We start from the raw sequence: 4,633 nt of genomic DNA on the forward strand, positions 1-4,633 counted from the left end.
TGGAACCGAAAGGGTTTGAATTCAGGGAAAAACATACCATTATTGAGTTTAATTCCGATTTCAATATGGTTGATGGTGAGATTATGGGTAAGCAGTCCAGTGCTAAGGACATGGCGCAGTTGCAGAGTTCCATTGACTCGATGACGGTTGTGGGAGATAGTATCGGACGACAGTATTACAGGGAAGTGGCAGAAGGAAATTTCCGTCCTTCTTATGGATTGACAAAAGAAGATACGATCAAAATAGAAAAGGCGGATATTTATGAATATAATGTAGATAGTCTTTACGAAGTAGCCTCTTTAACGCAGAAACAGAAGGTCATTTCTTCTGCTGTCAGTCGTGCGGAGAACGTGGCAAACGATCTTGGGTTCAAGAAATTCACGATGGAGAACAATGATTATAGTATTCGAAAACATAAGACGGAATGGCATAAGAAGATAACGATTTCACTTTCTTGTCTGCTGTTCTTCTTTATCGGAGCTCCGTTGGGCGGTATTATCCGTAAAGGAGGTTTGGGAATGCCGGTCATCGTATCAGTGTTGGTGTTTATCATTTATTATATCATTGATAATACAGGATATAAAATGGCCCGCGACGGTAAGTGGATTGTTTGGATGGGGATGTGGACAAGTAGCGCAGTCCTTGCCCCGTTAGGAGTCTTCCTTACTTATAAATCGAATAAAGACTCTGTGGTGCTTAATGCAGATGCCTATATCAACTGGTTTAAAAAGATTGTGGGAATTCGTAGTGTGCGCCATATATTTAAGAAAGAAGTGATTATTCATGATCCTGATTACGTACGTCTGACGGGTGATTTGGAACAACTTTCGGCAGAGTGTAAAGCGTATGCCGCCAGGAAACGATTGGAAAAAGCACCGAATTACTTTAAGTTGTGGATGGCGAGTGAGGATGATAACGAGGTGATGGCAATCAATGAAAAGCTGGAAGCGTTGGTTGAAGAAATGTCCAATACGAAATCTGCCACTTTGATCGGTGCATTAAACAATTATCCGGTTATTTCCGTTTCTGCTCATGTGCGCCCGTTCCATATATATTGGTTGAATCTGGTGGCCGGAGTCATTTTCCCTATCGGTTTATTTTTCTATTTCCGCATCTGGGCGTTCCGCGTTCGTCTGGCTAAGGATATGGAACGGATTATAAAGAACAATGAACAAATTCAATTCATCATACAGAAAATCAATAAATAAGTGTTATGAAAGAGACTATTAAAATGGATAGAATAGAAGATGCGATTGCCGACTTTAAAGAAGGCAAGTTTGTCATAGTAGTGGATGATGAAGACCGCGAAAACGAAGGCGACTTGATTATTGCAGCTGAAAAGATAACTCCCGAAAAAGTAAATTTCATGTTGAAACATGCACGTGGCGTACTTTGTGCACCTGTCACAGTGTCTCGTTGCAAGGAGTTGGATTTACCGCATCAGGTAAGTGATAATACTTCCGTGTTGGGAACTCCTTTTACGGTTACTATTGACAAATTGGAAGGCTGTACAACAGGTGTTTCCGCTTCCGACCGTGCCGCTACTATTCAGGCGTTGGCCGATCCGACTTCTACACCGGCTACTTTCGGGCGTCCCGGACACATCAATCCGTTGTACGCGCAAGAAAAAGGAGTACTTCGCCGTGCCGGACATACAGAAGCTACGATTGATATGGCTCGTCTGGCAGGACTTTACCCCGCAGGTGCCTTGATGGAAATCATGAGTGAAGACGGAACAATGGCACGTTTGCCCGAACTCCGTCAGATGGCAGACGAACACGGGCTGAAACTGATTTCTATCCATGACCTGATCGTTTATCGCCTGAAACAGGAATCCATTGTAGAAAAAGGAGTAGAAGTAAATATGCCTACCGAACACGGAAAGTTCCGTCTGATTCCTTTCCGCCAGAAATCAAACGGATTGGAGCACATGGCTATATTTAAAGGAACATGGAGTGAAGACGAACCGATCTTGGTACGTGTCCATTCCTCTTGTGCTACTGGAGATATCCTTGGCTCACAACGTTGTGACTGTGGCGAGCAACTGCATAAAGCGATGGAAATGATCGAAAAAGAAGGAAAAGGCGTGGTGGTTTACCTCAATCAGGAAGGACGTGGCATCGGTCTGATGGAAAAGATGAAAGCATATAAGTTGCAGGAAGACGGTATGGATACCGTTGACGCGAATATTTGTTTGGGACACCTTGCCGATGAGCGTGATTACGGAGTAGGCGCACAAATCCTTCGTGAACTGGGAGTACACAAAATGAGACTTTTGACAAATAATCCGGTGAAACGTGTTGGTTTGGAAGCATACGGATTGGAGATAGTAGAAAATGTACCTGTTGAAACAGTTCCTAATCCGTATAATGAACGATACTTGAGAACAAAGAAAGAAAGAATGGGGCATACTTTACATTTTAATAAGTAAATTGCCAATTTGTTTTCATATATCAAATATTATCGCTTATTTTGCAACGATTTTCACTCAACAACAATAAAATAGATACAAAATGAATCAATTATCAGATCGTTTGAACAGCTTGTCGCCATCGGCGACGCTTGCCATGTCGCAAAAGAGCAACGAGCTCAAGGCACAGGGTGTTGATGTTATTAACTTAAGTGTAGGAGAACCGGATTTTAATACTCCTGACCACATCAAAGAAGCTGCGAAAAAAGCCATAGATGATAACTTTTCTCGTTACTCTCCGGTACCGGGTTATCCGGCTTTGCGCAATGCTATTGTTGAGAAACTGAAAAAAGAAAACGGTCTGGAATATACAGCCGCTCAAATTTCGTGTGCCAATGGTGCCAAACAATCTGTTTGTAATACCATCCTTGTATTGGTAAATCCGGGTGACGAAGTTATCGTGCCGGCTCCTTACTGGGTAAGCTACCCGGAAATGGTGAAAATGGCAGAAGGTACTCCCGTAATTGTTTCGGCAGGTATCGAACAAGATTTCAAGATTACTCCGGAACAGCTGGAAGCAGCTATTACTCCGAAGACCAAAGCATTGATTCTTTGTTCTCCGTCTAATCCGACAGGTTCTGTATATACAAAAGAAGAATTGGCCGGATTGTCAGCAGTATTGGCTAAACATCCGCAGGTGATAGTAATCGCTGACGAGATTTATGAACATATCAATTATATTGGTGCACATCAGAGTATCGCTCAATTCCCAGAAATGAAGGAACGTACAGTGATTGTAAACGGTGTATCCAAGGCTTACGCTATGACAGGATGGAGAATCGGTTTCATTGCCGGTCCGGAATGGATTGTAAAAGCTTGCAACAAGTTGCAAGGTCAGTACACTTCAGGTCCTTGCTCTGTTTCTCAAAAAGCTGCTGAAGTGGCATATACAGGAACACAAGAACCGGTAAAAGAAATGCAGAAAGCATTCCAACGCCGTCGTGACCTGATTGTGAAGTTGGCTAAGGAAGTTCCGGGATTTGAGGTAAACGTTCCGCAAGGTGCTTTCTATCTGTTCCCGAAATGCGATGCTTTCTTTGGAAAGAGTAACGGCGAACGTAAGATTGCAGATTCGGATGATTTGGCAATGTACTTGCTTGAAGAAGCTCACGTGGCTTGTGTAGGTGGTGCCTCTTTCGGTGCTCCTGAATGTATCCGTATGAGTTATGCTACAAGCGATGAAAATATCGTAGAGGCTATCCGTCGTATCAAAGAAGCATTGGCTAAGTTGAAATAAGAGTTCACCGCAGATTACACAGATTGACACAGATTGAAAAGAGATTGTCTGTCTGAAAAATATTAGATTAATAAAATCATCCTTACTACAGTATGCAGTAAGGGTGATTTTTTGTTTAAGGAACTTCTTTGTATTTTTCTATCCGTTTGATTGTGAATTAATCTGTGTTAATCTGTGTAATCTGTGGTGAAGAAAGAGCAATAAAAAAGGCTGCCTTCCATAGAAAGCAGCCTATACTCTTTTTGTAACTTGTATTATTCAGCCGGGTGAATTGCTTCAGACGGACAAACGTCTGCACAAGTACCACAGTCAGTACATACATCTGGGTTGATAGAATAGATATCACCTTCAGAGATAGCTTCTACCGGACACTCGTCAATGCAAGTTCCGCAAGCAATACAATCGTCACTAATTACGTATGCCATTTTTCTAAGATTTAAATTATTAGTACTAATTTCTCCGGCAAAAATAAGGCTTTTATTGATTGGTTGTTATGCTTCTATGTTTAAATTGACTTAATTTGTACGTCTTCTAAATAAGCTACCTCCCTATAATCTGCTATATTTTTCGTATTTTTGCACTCAAATTACTAATATATAGCGATTATGCCTTTAAATTTACCCGATAAACTACCTGCGATAGAGCTTTTGAAGGAAGAGAATATTTTTGTGATCGACACTTCCCGCGCTACGCAACAGGATATTCGTCCGCTACGGATTGTGATTCTGAATCTGATGCCGTTGAAAATTACAACGGAAACAGACTTGGTGCGCTTACTCTCCAATACACCTCTTCAGGTGGAGATTTCATTTATGAAGATCAAGAGCCACACGTCAAAGAATACGCCGATAGAACACATGAAAACGTTCTATACGGATTTCGACCAGATGCGTCACGAGAAGTATGATGGTATGATTATCACCGGA

At 41.8% G+C, this 4,633-nt stretch carries 4 protein-coding genes; 3 read left to right on the forward strand and 1 reads right to left on the reverse strand.

The features are described 5' to 3' along the window. Positions 1–1,213 precede the first annotated feature (1,213 nt). Together BSCG_RS02590 and BSCG_RS02585 are read left to right on the forward strand one after the other, a co-directional pair. On the forward strand, positions 1,214–2,431 hold the full coding sequence (locus tag BSCG_RS02590) for a bifunctional 3,4-dihydroxy-2-butanone-4-phosphate synthase/GTP cyclohydrolase II (RefSeq protein WP_004309056.1): 1,218 nt from the start codon (positions 1,214–1,216) through the stop codon (positions 2,429–2,431). Positions 2,432–2,513: 82 nt separating this feature from the next. Continuing rightward, the gene (locus BSCG_RS02585; RefSeq protein WP_004306402.1) at positions 2,514–3,707 is read left to right on the forward strand and encodes a pyridoxal phosphate-dependent aminotransferase; all 1,194 of its coding nucleotides are present in this window, start codon (positions 2,514–2,516) and stop codon (positions 3,705–3,707) included. Positions 3,708–3,961: 254 nt separating this feature from the next. Here the strand turns inward: BSCG_RS02585 and BSCG_RS02580 are convergent, their stop codons facing one another. Next, complete coding sequence (locus BSCG_RS02580; protein WP_002559159.1) at positions 3,962–4,132, reverse strand: DUF362 domain-containing protein; 171 nt, start codon at positions 4,130–4,132, stop codon at positions 3,962–3,964. Positions 4,133–4,312: 180 nt separating this feature from the next. Between BSCG_RS02580 and BSCG_RS0128030 the strand changes: the two genes are divergently transcribed. Then, positions 4,313–4,633 (forward strand): homoserine O-acetyltransferase/O-succinyltransferase family protein (locus tag BSCG_RS0128030; RefSeq protein WP_032849820.1); only part of this gene is annotated, 321 nt, incomplete at its 3' end.

The sequence above is a fragment of the Bacteroides sp. 2_2_4 genome (assembly GCF_000157055.1).
In the GTDB taxonomy this organism is placed as follows: domain Bacteria; phylum Bacteroidota; class Bacteroidia; order Bacteroidales; family Bacteroidaceae; genus Bacteroides; species Bacteroides ovatus.